We start from the raw sequence: 15,973 nt of genomic DNA, 5'->3' as shown, positions 1-15,973 counted from the left end.
GCGCTCAGTTCACCAGCGTGGGATTGCGCTTTTCTTCTTCGATCCGCTGCTGGCGGCGCACCGCTTCGCATTGCGCGTGCGGCTTGAACTCGGGCTTGAGGCATTGCGCGGCCATGCACTGGGCCTTCGCGATGAAATTGCGGTCGCCGCAGATGGACATCGGATCGGCCGGTCCAGTGGCTGCTGGTTGTGGCGCGGGCGCGGGGGCGGCTGTCGGTGCGGTTTCGGGCGCACCGGGTTGCGGGGTTGCTGCTGGCGCCGGCTTGCGCAGCTTGGAGGCGGCGGAAGACGGCTTTGAGTTTGTGGCCGCAGGGGTAGCCGTGACCGCGGCAGCAGGTGTAGCGTCTGCAGCAGCCGGTGGCTCGGCAGGCTGGGGCTCGGGTGCAGGCGGGGCTTCGGGCGCCGCGGTCGGCGCAATGGCCGGCGGGGCGGGTGGCGCAACAGGCGCAACCGGCGCCGCAGCTTCAGCCTGCTCGGCCGGCTTGCCCTTTCCGTAGCCGTGCCAGCCGGCAACGATCATGAGCAGGCCCACCGCCAGCAATACCAGCCAAAGCAGCATTCCGCGCAAACGTGGCGGTTTCTGCGCCTCGGCGGCTGCGGGTCGCGGCGTCCTTGGCCTGGAGGCTTTTTTGACCCGGGGTTCGCGCGGCGGCGAGGACGGCCGTTTCGAGCGGCCCGCCCCGACGATGACCGTCTTTTCGTCAGCCGGCTCTGCTGCCGCATTTGCGTACGGCGGTTGCGAAGCAAGCGGCAAGTTGGCGTCGAAAAGCCCGCCAGGAATGGTGGGTGCACGCAGTTGTGCGGGCGCCGTAGCGGCCCATTCGCGCTCGGAGCGGCCTTCCGGGGCTGGTGGCGGCGCCATCGGCGCAGGCGGTGTGGATGGTGCGGGTGCCAGCTTGCCGCCGCAACTCCTGCAGAAATTAGCGCCCTCGCGGTTCTCCGCGCTGCACACCGGACAGATCAAGGCCATGACGACTGACTTCTAGGGAAACGATTTCGAAAAAACTGGCTGCGAAGAGCCGTCTGGGCCTGGATTGCGGAACTGACCCGATAGATGTTCAGGTGACCGCGACGCGCTTGGACCGGTGCGCCATGCGCTTGGCGATTACCGCGCCGAGCCCCATGGCAATTTCGAGGGCCAGGTTGGGCTGGCGATTCGACATTTCCGCAAAACGGATTGCCGTGAGCCGCCAGACCCGGCCCGCGCCGGTGACCACCACGTTGGCCGAATGCGGCTCGCGCGAGAAGAAAGAACCTTCGCCCACCACGGCGCCCGGCATGAGCACGGCCAGCTTCATCTGCTCTTTGCTGCTGACACGATGCACGCTGATTGCACCGGTTTCAAGAAAGTACACCGAACGATCGTGCGTGCCTTGCTCGATGAGAACGTCGCCAACGCCGGTGTCGATGGGCTGCAGGTAGCCCGCCAGCGTTTCCCATTGCTGTACGTTGAGCGTCAACGCAAAGGCGTCGTTGCTGTTGTTGTCCGCGATGGCGCGGCTCAGGTTCTGGATGGACATGCTTTTCTCAACCCCCGCATCAGTGCCGAAGTATCCGCGAAGGCCACAGGTTTCGGCTACAACTCTTTACGTTTTTCGTTGCGGCTGTCGCTATTTGCCGATGCAGAAGCGCGAAAAGATGACTCCCAGCAGGTCGTCGGCGCCAAATTCGCCGGTGATTTCGTTGAGCGCGTTCTGCGCGAGACGCAACTCCTCAGCCAGCAGATCGAGCAACTGGGCCTGGGCCGCCAAGTGGCTTGAGGCCAGCGCAAGGTGGGTTTCGACCCGGCCGAGTGCCTGCACATGGCGCGCCCGCGCCAGATAAACACCCTCGGGCACCGACTGCCAGCCTGCCATGGCCAACAATTGCTCGCGCAAGGCCTCGATGCCGAGACCCGTCTTCGCGGACAAGACGATGCCTTGTGCTGCGCCGGCCACGCCGGCCGCTGACGCAGCGTCCTGCTTGTTCCAGACATCCAGCACCGGCACGCGCGCGGGCAGCTTCTGCCAAAGGTTGCGCAAGATTTCTGCGTCGGCGGCGGCGTAGTCGGCGAGGCCCGCGCGTGTCAGGTCGTGCAGGAACAGCACGGCGTCGGCGGTTTCGATCTGGCCCCAGGCCCGTGCCACGCCGATCTGTTCGACCTCGTCGCTGCTCTCGCGCAGCCCCGCGGTGTCGGCCACGTGCAGCGGCACGCCGTGGATCTGGATGGTTTGCGAAACCACGTCGCGCGTTGTGCCCGCCACCGCACTCACAATGGCCAGTTCGGCGCCGGCGAGCGCGTTGAGCAGCGAGCTCTTGCCTGCATTGGGCTGGCCTGCGATGACCACCTTGATGCCCTCGCGCAGCAGCGCCCCCTGCTTGGCGCGTTGCTGAACCGCCGCCAGTTGCGCCTGCAACTTCGCCAGTTGACCGGCCGCATCGGCCTTTTGAAGAAAGTCGATTTCCTCTTCAGGAAAATCGAGCGTCGCCTCGACCAGCATCCGCAGATGAATGAGCGCATCGCGCAGCGTGTGGATCTCGCGCGAAAAAGCGCCTGAAAGCGAACGGCCTGCACTGCGCGCGGCCGCCTCGGTGCTGGCGTCGATCAGGTCTGCAATGGCCTCGGCCTGGGCCAGGTCGATCTTGCCGTTCAGAAACGCGCGCTGGCTGAACTCGCCGGGCTCGGCCACGCGAAGGCCGGGCAGCCGCGGTCGGCCGGTAATCGGGTCGGGCTCGGCGGCCGCTTCGAGGCAGCGTGCCAGCAGAAGCTGCAGCACGACCGTGCCGCCATGGGCCTGCAGTTCGAGCACGTCTTCACCGGTGAACGAATGCGGCGAGGGAAAGTGAATTGCCAGCCCGTGGTCGACCGGCTCGCCGTCCGCGTCGCGAAAGGGAAGGTAGGTGGCCTCGCGCGGCTTGAGCGGCCTGCCGCAGAGTGCGTCGACAAGCGGCGCGAGCCGGGCGCCAGATACGCGCACGATGCCGACCGCTCCGCGCCCCGAGGCGGTGGCAATGGCGACGATGGGATCGGTGGTGCGGGCGAATGTCATGGAAGCGCGATTCTTTCAGCAAAAGCAAAAGGGCCGCGAATGCGGCCCTTTTGCGGAGTGGCGAAAACGGCCGCGGCTTACTTGCCCAGCACGCCCAGCCGCTTGTTGATGAACCACTGCTGCGCAATCGACAGCACGTTGTTGGTGATCCAGTACAGCACCAGGCCGGCCGGGAAGAAGATGAACATCACGCTGAAAGCGAGCGGCATGATCCACATCAGCTTGGCTTGCATCGGATCGGGTGGCGTCGGGTTGAGCCAGGTCTGGAACAGCGAGGTGAGCGTCATCACGATCGGCAGGATGTACCAGGGATCGGGTGCCGAGAGGTCGGTGATCCAGCCGATCCACGGCGCGTGGCGCATTTCAACCGACGACAGCAGCACCCAGTAGAGCGCGATGAACACCGGGATCTGGATGACGATCGGGAAGCAGCCGCCCATCGGGTTGACCTTCTCGGTCTTGTAGATGCGCATCATCTCCTGCTGCATTTCTTGCGGCTTGTCCTTCAGCCGCTCGCGCATTTCCATGATCTTGGGGTTGATGGCCTTCATCTTGGCCATGCTGGCGTAGGCCTTGGCGTTGAGCCAGTAGAAGGCCGCCTTCAGCAGCACCACCAGCGCCACGATGGACCAGCCCCAGTTGCCCAGAATGCCGTGCAGCTGGTTCAGCAGCCAGTACAGCGGCTTGGAAATGATCGCGAAGATGCCGTAGTCCTTGACCAGGTCGAGGCCCGGTGCAATGGCTTCAAGCTTCTTTTCTTCTTCGGGGCCTGCGAACAGCGCGCTATTGACCACCAGGGTCTGGCCCGGAGCAATCTTCGGCAGCGTGGCCACCATGGCAACGGTAAAGAGGTTGTCGCCCAGGTCCTTCACGCGGAACTCGCGCTTGAGCTGCTCGCTCGCGGGGTCGCCCTTCAGGAGCCACGCCGACACGAAGTAATGCTGCACCATTGCAATCCAGCCATCGTTGGCGGGCGGCGGCGGCTCGACCTTGCCCTTGGCAATGTCCTTGAAGTCGAGCTTGTGGAACTTCTTCTCGTTGGTGTACGCGGCGGGGCCGGTGAAGGTGTTGGTGCCGAACATCGTGCCCGCTGCCACCGTGCCGTGGCGCAGCAACTGCATGTAGAGCTGCGCGTCGCGCGGCTGGTCGCTCACGTTGACCACTTCGTGGCGGACGCCAACGGTGTACTCGCCGCGCTTGAACACATAGGTCTTGACGTACTTCAAGCCGCCCGAGGGCGCGCTTTCGAAGCTCACTTCGAGCGTGTTCTGGCCCTCGGCCATTTCGCGCGGACCGGCCTTCGGCGTCATCGGCGTCAGGTGGTTGGGAAAGGCTTCCCCGCTCTGGCTCAGCAGGCCGGTTTGTGCCACGTAGCGGGTGGCGGGCGAGTCGTTCTCGAACAGCACCACATGCTTGGTGCGGTCGGCTTCGTCGAACTTCAGCAGCTCGAGATAGTTGACCGTGGCGCCTTCGCTGTCGATCACCGCCTTGAACAGGTCGGTGGTGACGCTGACCCGCTCACGCGGTGCGACCGGCGCGGCTTGCGTGAGCACGGCCGCGGCGCTGCCGCCCGGGGCCGATGCAGTCGGAACGCCGTTGGCGGCGGCCGGCGTGCTGCCCGCGGGCGCGGTGGCCACGGCAGCCGGCTTGGTCGACGGCAGGAAGGTCGGCTTGTTGCCGTTGAAGACCTGCCATTGGTCCCACAGCAGCACCAGCGAGAAACCAAAAATCACCCACAGGATCGTGCGGCGTATATCGTTCATGACGAAGACTTCTTGTCGGAGGAAAGGAGAGACGAAAACAGTGAGCCTGGCTTGCCATTGCGACACTGTGATGCCGGTGGTACCGGATCGTGCCCGCCCTGGCACCAGGGCTGGCAGCGCACGATGCGGTGCAGGGTGAGATAGCTGCCCTTCAGGGCACCATGCGTCTCGAGCGCTTCGATCGAGTAAAGCGAGCAGGTCGGCTCGAAGCGGCACGACTGGCCGAGCCAGGGGCTCAGCAGCAGGCGGTAGCCCTTCACGAGGCCGATCAGCAGGCGTTTCATGATGAAGGTGCGGACGCAGATGCGGGTGCGCGCGCGGCCCGTGCCAGCAGTTGCTGGAGCTCGGCGCGCACTGCGGCCTTGAGCTTGTCGGAGTTGGCGCTCACGAATTCCTTGCGATCGAACGCCGCGCGCAGCCGCACCACGTGCGCCGCACGGGGCAGGCCGACGTCAAGTGCGGCGCTCACGGTGTAGATCTGTCGCTTGATGGCGTTGCGCGTGACAGCGCGGCGCGCCCAGCGCTTGGGCACCATGGCACCCAGCCAGACATCGTCGGACGCGAACAAGGGCTGCGCGCCCGATGTGAAATCGAGTGCGCAGCGATGCAATGCGAAATGAGCAGTGCGCGCCACGGTGGCACCTGCAAGGACGGCCTGGAATTGCGCGCGGGTCTTGAGCCGCTGCATGGAAGCCGGGCCAGACACGCCAGAAGCACTGGCTACGAAAGCTGGCGCTGGCGGGTCGGCGGCTGGCAACGGCAGAGGAACTGCCGTCAGACGGCCAGGCGCTTGCGGCCCTTGGCGCGGCGTGCGTTGATGACGGCGCGGCCGCCACGGGTCTTCATGCGGACCAGAAAGCCGTGGGTACGGGCGCGGCGGACTTTGGAAGCTTGGTAAGTGCGTTTCATGATGAGATTTCCTGCTGATTCCCCCGATATCCACCGTGGCCAACGAGGCCTTGAAAGGCCAGATCGGACAGGCGGGCGCTGGGAGCGTTTTTCGGATGACCCCCGAAAGACGCAATGAGGTTTTCAGGGAAACCCGCAATTATCGCAAACATTCGGCCCAACACCAAACATCGAGTAACTTTGCGGGCCTTTGCGTGGTGCCCGGGGGGATGTGGATAAGGTTTTGACAAGTTAGAATGCGGGCCGCCTTGCAGCAGAGAATATCCACAATACATATACCAAAAAATGGACGAGGGACGAACCACTTTTTCAAGCACCCATGTCGACTGACGGCATCGGTGAAAGCCTCTGGCAAGCCTGTGTCGACCAGCTCGCGCAGGAGCTGTCCGAGCAGCAATTCAATACCTGGATCAAACCCCTGACAGCGCAGGTCACCGACGACCTTTCGCGCATGACGGTGTTCGTTGCCAACCGCTTCAAGCTCGACTGGATCCGCGCCCAGTACGCCGGCAAGATCGCCGCCATGGCCGAGAAGATGTACGGCCAGCCGGTGGCCGTAGAGTTAGCGCTTGCTCCGCGCGAAGCCCCCGTGCGGTCTGCACCCATTGCCGTGATGGCAGAAACCGATGTGCCGCGCGACATGGCCGGTCCCGGCGAGGAGCCGGCCGCTGCAGGTTTCAAGAATCGCCTTAATTCGGGCCTCACCTTCGACACGCTGGTGGAGGGCACGGCCAACCGCATGGCGCGCGCTGCCGCCATGCACGTGGCCGGCATGCCGGGGCATCTGTACAACCCGCTGTTCATCTACGGCGGCGTCGGCCTGGGCAAGACCCACCTGATGCATGCTGTGGGTAACCGGCTGCTCGCCGACCGGCCCGATTCCAAAGTTCTCTACATCCATGCCGAGCAGTTCGTGTCGGATGTGGTCAAGGCATACCAGCGCAAGACTTTCGACGAGTTCAAGGAGCGCTACCACTCGCTCGACCTGCTCCTGATCGACGATGTGCAGTTCTTCGCCAACAAGGACCGCACGCAAGAAGAATTCTTCAATGCGTTCGAGGCCCTGCTGGCCAAGAAGTCGCACATCGTGATGACCAGCGACACCTATCCCAAGGGCCTGGCCGACATTCACGAGCGGCTGGTTTCGCGTTTCGATTCGGGCCTGACGGTGGCCATAGAGCCGCCCGAGCTTGAAATGCGCGTGGCCATCCTGATCAACAAGGCGCGCGCCGAATCGGCCGAAATGCCGGAAGAAGTCGCCTTTTTCGTTGCCAAGAACGTGCGCTCCAACGTGCGCGAGCTCGAAGGGGCGCTGCGCAAGATCCTGGCTTATTCGCGCTTCAACCAGAAAGAAATCTCGATTGCCCTGGCGCGCGAGGCGCTGCGCGACCTGCTGTCGATCCAGAATCGGCAGATCTCGGTCGAAAATATCCAGAAGACGGTGGCCGACTACTACAAGATCAAGGTCGCCGACATGTACAGCAAGAAGCGCCCGGCCAGCATTGCGCGGCCGCGGCAGATCGCGATGTACCTGGCCAAGGAACTCACCCAGAAGAGCCTGCCCGAAATCGGCGAGCTGTTCGGTGGGCGCGATCACACAACGGTGCTGCATGCGGTGCGCAAGATCTCGGGCGAGCGCCAGCAGCTCACCGAACTGAACCAGCAACTCCACGTGCTCGAACAAACGCTCAAGGGCTGACCCCGGATGTCATCAAGAAAGCCACCCGCAACGGCGGAGAATGGCGTCTTACAAGCGGATTCAAAGAGATAAGAGAAGAGGAAGAAGACATGATCGTTTTGAAGGCAACCCAAGACAAAGTCCTCGCCGCGCTGCAATCGGTGGCGGGCATCGTGGAGCGGCGCCATACCCTGCCTATCCTGGCCAACGTGCTGATTCGCAAGACCGGCGGCCAGCTGCAGCTCACAACCAGCGACCTCGAGATCCAGATCCGCACCACGGCTGAGCTTGGCGGCGACGAAGGCAACTTCACCACCACCATCGGCGCGCGCAAGCTCATCGACATCCTGCGCACCATGCCGGCCGACCAGACCGTGAGCCTTGAATCGAGCGCGAGCAAGCTGGTGCTCAAGGGCGGCAAGAGCCGCTTCACGCTGCAATCGCTGCCGGCCGAAGACTTTCCGCTGGTGCAAGAGGCCGCCAATTTCGGCCCCGTGTTCAGCGTGCCGCAAAAGACGCTGAAAGACCTGCTCTCGCAAGTCTCCTTTGCCATGGCCGTGCACGACATTCGCTACTACCTCAACGGCATCTTGTTCGTGGCCGAAGGCAAGCAGCTGAGCCTGGTGGCCACCGATGGCCACCGCCTGGCGTTTTCGTCGGCCACGCTCGACGTCGAGGTGCCGCGGCAAGAGGTCATTCTTCCGCGCAAGACCGTGCTCGAAATGCAGCGCCTGCTGTCTGATGCCGAAGGCGCCATCGAGATGCAGTTTGCAAACAACCAGGCCAAGTTCAGCTTTGGCGGCATGGAGTTCGTCACCAAGCTGGTCGAGGGCAAGTTCCCCGACTACAACCGCGTGATTCCCAAGAACCACAAGAACAGCGTCACGCTCGGCCGCGCCCCTTTGCTGGCCAGCCTGCAGCGCACCGCCATCCTGACGAGCGAAAAGTTCAAGGGCGTGCGCCTCAACATCGAGCCCGGCACCCTGCGCATTGCGTCCAACAATGCAGAGCAGGAAGAAGCGCAGGACGAGCTCGACATCGACTACGGCGGCGACGCCATCGAGATCGGCTTCAACGTGACCTACCTGATCGATGCCCTCGCCAACATGGGCCAGGACATGGTCAAGCTGGACCTGGCCGACTCCAACAGCTCCGCCCTTTTAACCATCCCCGAGAACGCATCCTTCAAATATGTCGTGATGCCGATGCGAATCTAGAAGACAGAAAACACAGCGCCTTGCGCAGACAGCCCGCGGCCCTCCGCGGGTTTGCGCTTTCAAGAGGCAGGAAAAGCAGGCCCCAAAGGCCCGAAAAATCCCGTGAATGCCGTGAGAGATAGAGGAATATCCGAATGAGTGCAGAAGAAAACAAGCCCGAAGTACCCCACACCGAACCGGTCTATACGCCCGAGATCGAGAGTGCGGTGCCGATCGAGATCACGCCCGCCGACACCAGCTACGGCGAAGGCTCGATCACGATCCTCGAAGGGCTCGAGGCGGTGCGCAAGCGCCCCGGCATGTACATCGGCGACACCTCCGACGGCACGGGCCTGCACCACCTGGTGTTCGAAGTGGTCGACAACTCCATCGACGAAGCGCTGGCCGGCCACTGCGACGACATCGTCGTCACCATCCACAGCGACAACTCGATTTCCGTTACCGACAACGGCCGCGGCATTCCCACGGGCGTGAAGATGGACGACAAGCACGAGCCCAAGCGCTCGGCTGCCGAAATTGCGCTGACCGAGCTGCACGCCGGTGGCAAGTTCAACCAGAACAGCTACAAGGTGTCGGGCGGCCTGCACGGCGTCGGCGTGAGCTGCGTGAACGCGCTGAGCGTAATGCTGCGCCTGGTGGTGCGCCGCGAGGGCAAGATCCATGAACTCGAATTCAGCCGTGGCTTCGTGCAGAACCGTTTGCTCGAAACCGTGAACGGTTTCGAGGTCTCGCCCATGAAGATCATCGGCGACACGGACAAGCGCGGCACCGAGGTGCACTTTCTGCCCGACACGGAGATCTTCAAGGAGAACAACGATTTCCACTACGAAATCCTCTCCAAGCGCCTGCGCGAGCTGAGCTTCCTGAACAACGGCGTGCGCATCCGCCTGAAGGACGAGCGCACCGGCAAGGAAGACGACTTCTCGGGCGCAGGCGGCGTGCGCGGCTTTGTCGAATTCATCAACAAGGGCAAGACCGTCCTGCATCCGAACTCGTTCTACGCGGCGGGCGAAAAGCCGGCCGACACCTACGGCGGCATTCCTGGCACGCACATCGGCGTGGAAGTGGCCATGCAGTGGAACAGCGGCTACAACGAGCAGGTGCTGTGCTTCACCAACAACATCCCGCAGCGTGACGGCGGCACCCACCTCACGGGCCTGCGCGCCGCAATGACGCGCGTCATCAACAAGTACATCGAAGAAAACGAGCTGGCCAAGAAGGCCAAGGTCGAGGTCACCGGCGATGACATGCGCGAAGGCCTGTGCTGCGTGCTGAGCGTGAAGGTGCCCGAGCCCAAGTTCTCGAGCCAGACCAAGGACAAGCTGGTGTCCAGCGAAGTGCGCGCGCCGGTCGAAGACATCGTCGGGCGCCTGCTCACCGATTACCTGCAAGAGCGCCCAAGCGACGCAAAGATCATCTGCGGCAAGATCATCGAGGCCGCCCGCGCCCGCGAAGCCGCGCGCAAGGCCCGCGAAATGACGCGCCGCAAGGGCGTGCTCGACGGCATGGGCCTGCCAGGCAAGCTGGCCGACTGCCAGGAAAAGGACCCCGCGCTGTGCGAGGTCTACCTGGTGGAGGGCGACTCCGCCGGCGGCTCCGCCAAGCAGGGCCGCGACCGTAAGTTCCAGGCCATCCTGCCGCTGCGCGGCAAGATCTTGAACGTGGAAAAAGCGCGCTACGAGAAGCTGCTCACCAGCAACGAAATTCTCACCATGATCACGGCACTGGGCACCGGCATCGGCCGCGCCGGCGCCACCACCGCGGGCGGCGGGGCCGACGACTTCAACGTTGCCAAGCTGCGCTACCACCGCATCATCATCATGACCGACGCCGACGTCGACGGCGCCCACATCCGCACGCTGCTGCTCACGTTCTTCTACCGGCAGATGCCCGAGCTGGTCGAGCGCGGCCACATCTACATTGCGCAGCCGCCGCTCTACAAGGTGAAGGTCGGCAAGGAAGAGCAGTACCTGAAGGACGGCCCCGCGCTGGACGCCTTCCTGCTGAAGGTAGCCCTGAAGGACGCGAGCATCGAAACCGGCGGCCCCAACTCGACCACGCTGAGCGGCGACACCCTGGCCGAACTGGCGCGCAAGCACCAGGTGGCCGAAGCCGTGATTGCGCGCCTGCGCAACTTCATGGATGCCGAGGCGCTGCGCGCCATTGCCGACGGCGTGGCGCTCGACCTGGACACCACGCCCGCGGCCGAAGCCTCGGCCGTGGCGCTGCAAGCCAAGCTGCGCGAACTCAACACAACCGGCGTGCCCGCCGAAGTGAGCAGCGAGTTCGACGCCCGCACCGACAAGCCGCTGCTGCGCATCAGCCGCCGCCACCACGGCAACATCAAGAGCAGCGTGCTCACGCAAGACTTTGTGCACGGCGCCGACTACGCTGCGCTCGCCGAAGCCGCCAACACCTTCCGCAACCTCCTGAGCACTGACGGCGCCATCGTCCGCCGCGGCGAAGGCGAGCGTGCCAAGGAAGAAAAAGTGGCCGACTTCCGCATTGCGATGAAGTGGCTCATCGGCCAGGCCGAAAACGCTACCTCGCGCCAGCGCTACAAGGGCCTGGGCGAAATGAACCCCGCACAGCTGTGGGAAACCACCATGGACCCGACCGTGCGCCGCCTGCTGCGCGTGCAGATCGACGACGCGATCGAAGCCGATCGCGTGTTCACGATGCTGATGGGCGACGAGGTGGAGCCGCGCCGCGAGTTCATCGAGCAGAACGCGTTGCGGGCTGCGAATATCGACGTGTAGCAAGCACGGCAGCTAGGTCGCCGCCGCGAACAGCTGCTGTAAAAACGAAAAAGCGCCCAGCAATGCTGGGCGCTTTTTTTTTATTCCAAGCCCAACTCTGGCCTGGATTTCTTCGGGGCCTCTACCGAGGATTGGGAGCTACTGCCCCTGCCCCCAGAATATCCACCACCACACGCCCATCCGGTTACAGGCAGGCCATCAGGCGCGCCGAGCGCTGCACGCCTGTTCTGAATTCACGGCTTCAAGCCGGGAGACCAGCAATGAAGCTGCGCATATATCGAATGAACTCCGCCGGCTCTTCTTGAAACGGCCAGTGTCCGCTATTGGCGAAATACTTCAGCGCGGCGCCCGGAATGTTCTTTGCCAGCTTTTCGTCATCCCCAAAACGCCAGATATCACCCGAGCCATAGTTAACCGACGTGGGAACATTGATGGACGACAGTCGCGAAACAAAGTTGTAGTCGGCCAGAAGCTGGTTGCCGCGATTGAACGCCGCGCCTGAATAAGTTGTCCTTTGATCGACGTCTGCGATAACCCCGGCCGGCGGGGTTGCATTGTTGTAATACAAAGGCGCGCCGGCGGTCCATTTTTTACGAAGATCCTCATCGCTCGCGACTGGAGCTGCCAGCAATTGGCCCAGGGCCGCTTGCTGGTCAGGCGTTCCGCCGACCGGATTGCGCTGAACGAAAGATGCGGTGTCTGCCGCCGTGCACGACAAAACCAGGCCCGAAAGGCGATCAGGAAACCGCAGCGCGAAATCGAGCGCTACAAAACCACCGAACGAGTGGCCGACAAGAACGAACTTGTCGATGCCGAGCGCCTTGGTCAATGCGTTGCAATCGGCGCTCATGCGCTCAAGGGTCAGCTCGTCATAGCTGGCCGGGCGGTCTGATTTGCCTTGTCCCAACTGGTCGTAGCAAACGATGCGGGCGTGGTCGGCAAGCGGATCGATGAAAGGGCGGAAGTATTGGTGATCCAGGCCCAGGCCGCCGTGCATGAAGACGATTGGAACCCCCTTGCCGGAGCTCACGTGGTAAAGGTTTTTTCCGTTCACGGAAGCGAACCCCGAAGTCTCGGCTTTGGGAGCGGGCGAAGGAGCAATGGGCCAGACGGCATTGCCGCCCTCGCCACTTCCTCCTCCGCCGCAGCCGGCGAGGGTCAAGACTGAAAAAATGGACCCGGCTGCATTGAAATTACGTCGGCTGATCGTCACCAGAAAACCTCCCCGGAGCGGGCCGACAAACGATATTTGTGGCCGGCTCTTGACTGTCTCGGAAAGCCACAAAAAAGCGGCGCGAAGGGCGTAATAAATTAGCCCTCCGCGAGTCTAGATTCGCTTTGCCGCCGCTTATGTGAACCCGCGATCCGGGGTGATTTTTTGAGCCGAGATCGAGATATCTTTCACGATCCAAGCTCGGGGGAATTGCTGGAAAAAAAACGCTCGAACGTCTAATTCAAGCAAATACTTTACATTGATTTAATTCAATGACTGACGCCAGCAAAATTTACCGCGAATTGATGTGACGGTTCCGGTTACGGCATACGCATTGCGCGCCTGCCGCCAATGCCGCCCTGCAACACGCGGGCGACCCGCGCCAAGCCGCCCGTTCCGCTGGCCGCGCGGCCAACCAGTGCGCCGCCAGCCGCGCCCGCCACCACCCGGCGCACCAGCGACCGGCTGCGCCCGGCCGTCAGCAGCAGCAGCACGCCCGCCCCCAGAACGGCGAGGTGCTCGCCCGGAAAGTCCGGCCGCTGCGCATCCATCTTCTTGACTGCCTCGATCTTGGATCCGATGTTCATTGGAAGCTCCTTTTCTGTACGAACTTCTTCATATCAAGCGAGGCGATGCACCGGTGTAGGCGCCGGCCACCTGCAACGTGCCGGATCGGGCGTACGGCACCCCTCTCAGGGTTTTCACATAGACGAAGGCCGAAAACGGCTGGGCGGCCCGTCATAGGGGCGTCACGAGCTATTAAAACAATAGCGTTCAATACTTTCGCGAGGATCGTTCCTCGTAAACGCTATATCTAGCCCGACTCTTGCTAAGCAAAATCCTCGACGGATTCACGTCACCCATGATCGAGGACATCGAAGCAATGAACCTTTTGCGTCTCCGGCAGCCGATGGCTGCGTTGGTATTGGGCGGCACAGCAGCATTTCTGGGGGCGATGACCACATCGGCCCATGCGTTCTCGAACCCGCCCATACAGATGGCGCAAGGCGTCGAATACATGTGCGGGGGCACGAGCAAGGCCGAGGCTTCGTTCATGCAGATGGTGTCGCCGCGCTGGGCCGCGACCATCGAGTTCGGCATTAACGAAAGCACGCAGAAGAGCAATTTTCCGGTGCGGGCCGCGGTTCAGGTGCGCGAAAAGTACACCGGCCGGCCCGTGATGGAAGCGCAGTCGAACGGCCCCTACATGCTCGCCCGGCTCAATCCCGGCGCGTACGACGTGAACGTGACGCTCGGCGGCCTGACGATCACGCAGACGCTGACCGTCATTGTCGGCGTGCCGGCCCGCGCGGTTTTCATGTGGCCCTCGAATTTCGACATGGCCTCGGTGCTGCCGCCTGCACCGCAAACGCAGGCGTTTGCGCAGACATCCGCGGCCCGCTAGGCACTGTCCTGGCCCCCCGGCTCTGGCCGGGCCCTGGGTGCCGGTCCTTCCTTGTTAAGCCTTGTCTAAGGCGCGCGCCGCAGAGTGGCGGCGTGGCTCTTTGCCACGCAGACAAGCAAGAAAGGACTCAGACCATGACCACCCTGATTTCATCTCGCAGACGGCCCCTTGCGGCTGCTGCACTGTGCGGCGCCGTTCTTCTTGCGGCGCTTTCTTCGGCGCATGCAACGGTCAACCCGCCGATCTACATGACGCACGGCATCGAGTACATGAGCGGCGGCATCGGCAGCGACGAAGCCCAACTGATGGAAACGGTGGCACCGCGCTGGCCGGCCACCTTCGAATTTGCCATCAAGGACCACAAAGGCGCCGAGTTCGCGGCCGACGTTCACGTGACGGTGCGCGACAGCAAGGGCGCCGCGCTGATCGACAACGTGGTGTCGGGCGGCCCGTTCATGGTGGCGCGACTCGATCCCGGCACTTATGAAGTGGAGGCTCGCTTGCAGGGAAACACGCTGAAGCAAACGCTCCGTGTCTTGCCGGGTACGCCCGCGAAGGTGGCATTCGTGTGGCCGGCGGGCACCGACATGGCATCTGCCGGCACGCACTCGGTGCAGTAGCGCGCGCGTGCCACCGGCAAGCCGCCCGCCGGGCCGTAGAGTTCAGCGGATGAATCACCGGCAGCGCCTGCTATCCGGGCCACTGGCGCTACAGAAAAAATAGCGATCGGCGGCCGGGCTGGCGTCTTGAATGCGCGGCATGCGCCTTGCAGATGCTGCATCCCGGGCAGTGCCCGTTCCCATTGCCCCAATGCCGATACGTCCCCTGAGCGTCCTCACCGCGCTCCTGCATGTCTACATTGCGCTGCGCCTGGTGCCCGCGCTGGCCATGCTCACCCCCGCCTGGCCGCTGGCGCTTGCCGCGCTCGCCGTTTCGGCCTTCACGATTCCGCTGCCGTTCGTTTCGCGCCGCTCCGAGCGCAATGCTTCGCTGAAAGAAGCGCTCAAGTGGACCGGGCTGATCAGCATGGGCTGGTTCTCTTCGATGTTCGTGCTGACGCTGCTGCGCGACGTGGGCCTGTTGCTCACCTGGCTTGCGAGCGCGGGGGCCGGCCTGCATGTGTCCTGGGGCTCGGTGCTGCCGTGGAGCGCCATGGCCGTGCCTGTGGTGGCAACGCTGGCGTCGCTGGTGGGTTTTCTCAATGCGCGCCGCACCGCGGCCATCAAGCGCGTCGAGATTCCCATCCAGGGGCTGCCTTCCGCGCTCGAAGGTTTCACGATTGCGCAGCTCAGCGACATCCACGTGGGCCCGACGATCAGGAGCGACTACATCCAGCGCATCGTCGACGCGGTGAACCGCCTCGGCGCCGACGCCATCGCGATCACGGGCGACCTGGTGGACGGCACGGTGGCCGAGTTGCGCGAGCACATTGCACCCCTGGCCGGCCTTCGCGCGCGGCACGGTACCTTCGTGGTCACCGGCAACCACGAGTACTACGCCGGCGCCCATGCATGGATCGACGAGCTGCGCCGGCTCGGGCTGAAGGTGCTGCTCAACGAGCACGTGGTGCTGCAGACGCGCAATGTGCGGGGCGCGCAAAACGACGAAGAGCTGTTCGAAAGCCAGCTGGTGCTTGCCGGGGTGACCGACTTCACCGCCGGCCATTTCGATGCCGCGCATGAAAGCGATCCGCATCTTGCGCTGTACGACGCGCCGCCGCTGGTGCACACGCGCGTGCTGCTTGCCCACCAGCCGCGCAGTGCGCCGCTCGCGGCCCGGGCCGGCTACCAGCTGCAGCTGTCGGGCCACACGCATGGCGGACAGTTCTTTCCGTGGAACCTGTTCGTGCCGATGCAGCAGCCCTTTACCGCCGGCCTGCACCGGCTGCAGGACATGTGGATCTACGTGAGCCGCGGCACCGGCTACTGGGGGCCGCCCAAGCGCTTTGGCGCGCCTTCCGAAATCACCCTGGTCACGCTGGTGCCTGCACGCGGCTGACG

General features: G+C 63.5%; 15 protein-coding genes and 1 pseudogene. 6 read left to right on the top strand and 10 right to left on the bottom strand.

From position 1 onward, the window contains the following. Positions 1-4 precede the first annotated feature (4 nt). From J2X67_RS20745 to rpmH, 8 genes and pseudogenes are all read right to left on the bottom strand, one after another. Positions 5-559, bottom strand: coding sequence for a hypothetical protein (locus J2X67_RS20745; protein WP_309956013.1), 555 nt, complete (start codon positions 557-559; stop codon positions 5-7). 363 nt (positions 560-922) lie between these two features. Further along, a pseudogene (locus tag J2X67_RS27760) lies at positions 923-970 on the bottom strand (hypothetical protein); the annotation flags it as partial. Positions 971-1,058: 88 nt separating this feature from the next. Then, complete coding sequence (locus J2X67_RS20735) at positions 1,059-1,520, bottom strand: cyclic nucleotide-binding domain-containing protein (RefSeq protein WP_309956009.1); 462 nt, start codon at positions 1,518-1,520, stop codon at positions 1,059-1,061. Positions 1,521-1,610: 90 nt separating this feature from the next. Then, a complete protein-coding gene (mnmE, locus tag J2X67_RS20730; protein ID WP_309956007.1) occupies positions 1,611-3,029 on the bottom strand; it encodes a tRNA uridine-5-carboxymethylaminomethyl(34) synthesis GTPase MnmE in 1,419 nt (472 codons plus the stop codon). 77 nt (positions 3,030-3,106) lie between these two features. Then, positions 3,107-4,792, bottom strand: a complete 1,686-nt coding sequence (gene yidC / locus J2X67_RS20725) for a membrane protein insertase YidC (protein WP_309956005.1) — start codon at positions 4,790-4,792, stop codon at positions 3,107-3,109. Continuing rightward, complete coding sequence (gene yidD / locus J2X67_RS20720; protein WP_309956003.1) at positions 4,789-5,076, bottom strand: membrane protein insertion efficiency factor YidD; 288 nt, start codon at positions 5,074-5,076, stop codon at positions 4,789-4,791. Before yidD ends, yidC begins: the two co-directional genes overlap by 4 nt. Next, positions 5,073-5,480 (bottom strand): ribonuclease P protein component, encoded by a 408-nt coding sequence (locus tag J2X67_RS20715; RefSeq protein ID WP_309956001.1) that lies wholly within the window; start codon positions 5,478-5,480, stop codon positions 5,073-5,075. The genes yidD and J2X67_RS20715 overlap by 4 nt, the downstream gene beginning before the upstream one ends. Positions 5,481-5,566: 86 nt before the next feature. Then, complete coding sequence (gene rpmH / locus J2X67_RS20710) at positions 5,567-5,701, bottom strand: 50S ribosomal protein L34 (protein ID WP_007834827.1); 135 nt, start codon at positions 5,699-5,701, stop codon at positions 5,567-5,569. 319 nt (positions 5,702-6,020) lie between these two features. On the opposite strand from rpmH, the gene dnaA reads away from it, so the two are divergent. The 3 genes from dnaA (at position 6,021) to gyrB (ending at position 11,355) form a co-directional block, all read left to right on the top strand. Next, on the top strand, positions 6,021-7,400 hold the full coding sequence (gene dnaA / locus J2X67_RS20705) for a chromosomal replication initiator protein DnaA (RefSeq protein WP_126749323.1): 1,380 nt from the start codon (positions 6,021-6,023) through the stop codon (positions 7,398-7,400). 89 nt (positions 7,401-7,489) lie between these two features. Continuing rightward, on the top strand, positions 7,490-8,596 hold the full coding sequence (gene dnaN, locus J2X67_RS20700; protein ID WP_157611122.1) for a DNA polymerase III subunit beta: 1,107 nt from the start codon (positions 7,490-7,492) through the stop codon (positions 8,594-8,596). Positions 8,597-8,730: 134 nt separating this feature from the next. Continuing rightward, positions 8,731-11,355, top strand: coding sequence for a DNA topoisomerase (ATP-hydrolyzing) subunit B (gene gyrB, locus J2X67_RS20695; protein ID WP_309955997.1), 2,625 nt, complete (start codon positions 8,731-8,733; stop codon positions 11,353-11,355). A gap of 241 nt (positions 11,356-11,596) precedes the next feature. On the opposite strand, the gene J2X67_RS20690 is transcribed toward gyrB, so the two are convergent. Both J2X67_RS20690 and J2X67_RS20685 read right to left on the bottom strand, forming a co-directional pair. After that, entirely contained in the window at positions 11,597-12,568 is a 972-nt protein-coding gene (locus tag J2X67_RS20690; protein ID WP_309955995.1) for an alpha/beta hydrolase, read from the bottom strand. A 320-nt stretch (positions 12,569-12,888) separates the two neighbouring features. Then, entirely contained in the window at positions 12,889-13,155 is a 267-nt protein-coding gene (locus tag J2X67_RS20685; protein ID WP_309955994.1) for a hypothetical protein, read from the bottom strand. A gap of 296 nt (positions 13,156-13,451) precedes the next feature. On the opposite strand from J2X67_RS20685, the gene J2X67_RS20680 reads away from it, so the two are divergent. The 3 genes from J2X67_RS20680 (at position 13,452) to J2X67_RS20670 (ending at position 15,971) form a co-directional block, all read left to right on the top strand. Next, positions 13,452-13,973, top strand: coding sequence for a hypothetical protein (locus J2X67_RS20680; RefSeq protein ID WP_309955992.1), 522 nt, complete (start codon positions 13,452-13,454; stop codon positions 13,971-13,973). A gap of 134 nt (positions 13,974-14,107) precedes the next feature. Further along, on the top strand, positions 14,108-14,593 hold the full coding sequence (locus J2X67_RS20675) for a hypothetical protein (protein ID WP_309955990.1): 486 nt from the start codon (positions 14,108-14,110) through the stop codon (positions 14,591-14,593). A gap of 130 nt (positions 14,594-14,723) precedes the next feature. Continuing rightward, a complete protein-coding gene (locus J2X67_RS20670; protein ID WP_309955988.1) occupies positions 14,724-15,971 on the top strand; it encodes a metallophosphoesterase in 1,248 nt (415 codons plus the stop codon). The last annotated feature ends 2 nt before the right edge of the window (positions 15,972-15,973 follow it).

This window comes from Variovorax sp. 3319, assembly GCF_031456585.1.
Classification (GTDB): domain Bacteria; phylum Pseudomonadota; class Gammaproteobacteria; order Burkholderiales; family Burkholderiaceae_C; genus Variovorax; species Variovorax paradoxus_P.
This window is presented reverse-complemented; position numbering and strand designations above follow the sequence as displayed.

Bases quoted from the DNA above. Each gene is read 5' to 3' on its own strand.
- J2X67_RS20745 (WP_309956013.1), bottom strand. From the start codon at position 559: ATGCTGCTTTGGCTGGTATTGCTGGCGGTGGGCCTGCTCATGATCGTT.
- J2X67_RS20735 (WP_309956009.1), bottom strand. From the start codon at position 1,520: ATGTCCATCCAGAACCTGAGCCGCGCCATCGCGGACAACAACAGCAAC.
- mnmE (WP_309956007.1), bottom strand. From the start codon at position 3,029: ATGACATTCGCCCGCACCACCGATCCCATCGTCGCCATTGCCACCGCC.
- yidC (WP_309956005.1), bottom strand. From the start codon at position 4,792: ATGAACGATATACGCCGCACGATCCTGTGGGTGATTTTTGGTTTCTCG.
- yidD (WP_309956003.1), bottom strand. From the start codon at position 5,076: ATGAAACGCCTGCTGATCGGCCTCGTGAAGGGCTACCGCCTGCTGCTG.
- J2X67_RS20715 (WP_309956001.1), bottom strand. From the start codon at position 5,480: ATGCAGCGGCTCAAGACCCGCGCGCAATTCCAGGCCGTCCTTGCAGGT.
- rpmH (WP_007834827.1), bottom strand. From the start codon at position 5,701: ATGAAACGCACTTACCAAGCTTCCAAAGTCCGCCGCGCCCGTACCCAC.
- dnaA (WP_126749323.1), top strand. From the start codon at position 6,021: ATGTCGACTGACGGCATCGGTGAAAGCCTCTGGCAAGCCTGTGTCGAC.
- dnaN (WP_157611122.1), top strand. From the start codon at position 7,490: ATGATCGTTTTGAAGGCAACCCAAGACAAAGTCCTCGCCGCGCTGCAA.
- gyrB (WP_309955997.1), top strand. From the start codon at position 8,731: ATGAGTGCAGAAGAAAACAAGCCCGAAGTACCCCACACCGAACCGGTC.
- J2X67_RS20685 (WP_309955994.1), bottom strand. From the start codon at position 13,155: ATGAACATCGGATCCAAGATCGAGGCAGTCAAGAAGATGGATGCGCAG.
- J2X67_RS20680 (WP_309955992.1), top strand. From the start codon at position 13,452: ATGAACCTTTTGCGTCTCCGGCAGCCGATGGCTGCGTTGGTATTGGGC.
- J2X67_RS20675 (WP_309955990.1), top strand. From the start codon at position 14,108: ATGACCACCCTGATTTCATCTCGCAGACGGCCCCTTGCGGCTGCTGCA.
- J2X67_RS20670 (WP_309955988.1), top strand. From the start codon at position 14,724: ATGCGCGGCATGCGCCTTGCAGATGCTGCATCCCGGGCAGTGCCCGTT.